The 506-nt window shown below is 54.7% G+C and carries 1 rRNA gene; it reads right to left on the bottom strand.

Annotation, left to right across the window (positions count from 1 at the left end):
• Positions 1 to 3: 3 nt before the first annotated feature.
• Positions 4 to 506, bottom strand: a 16S ribosomal RNA gene (locus Q0976_RS24025); the annotation flags it as partial.

The following is a 506-nucleotide window of genomic DNA, read 5'->3' on the forward strand; positions in this document are numbered from 1 at the left end:
AGGTAAGGAGGTGATCCAGCCCCAGGTTCCCCTAGGGCTACCTTGTTACGACTTCACCCCAGTCATGAACCACACCGTGGTAAACGCCCTCCCGAAGGTTAAGCTATCTACTTCTGGTGCAGCCCACTCCCATGGTGTGACGGGCGGTGTGTACAAGGCCCGGGAACGTATTCACCGTGGCATTCTGATCCACGATTACTAGCGATTCCGACTTCATGGAGTCGAGTTGCAGACTCCAATCCGGACTACGACGAGCTTTATGAGATTAGCTCCACCTCGCGGCTTCGCAACCCTCTGTACTCGCCATTGTAGCACGTGTGTAGCCCTACTCGTAAGGGCCATGATGACTTGACGTCGTCCCCACCTTCCTCCGGTTTATCACCGGCAGTCTCCCTAAAGTTCCCACCATTACGTGCTGGCAAATAAGGATAAGGGTTGCGCTCGTTGCGGGACTTAACCCAACATTTCACAACACGAGCTGACGACAGCCATGCAGCACCTGTCTC

This window comes from uncultured Shewanella sp. (assembly GCF_947501665.1).
Classification (GTDB): Bacteria; Pseudomonadota; Gammaproteobacteria; order Enterobacterales; family Shewanellaceae; genus Shewanella.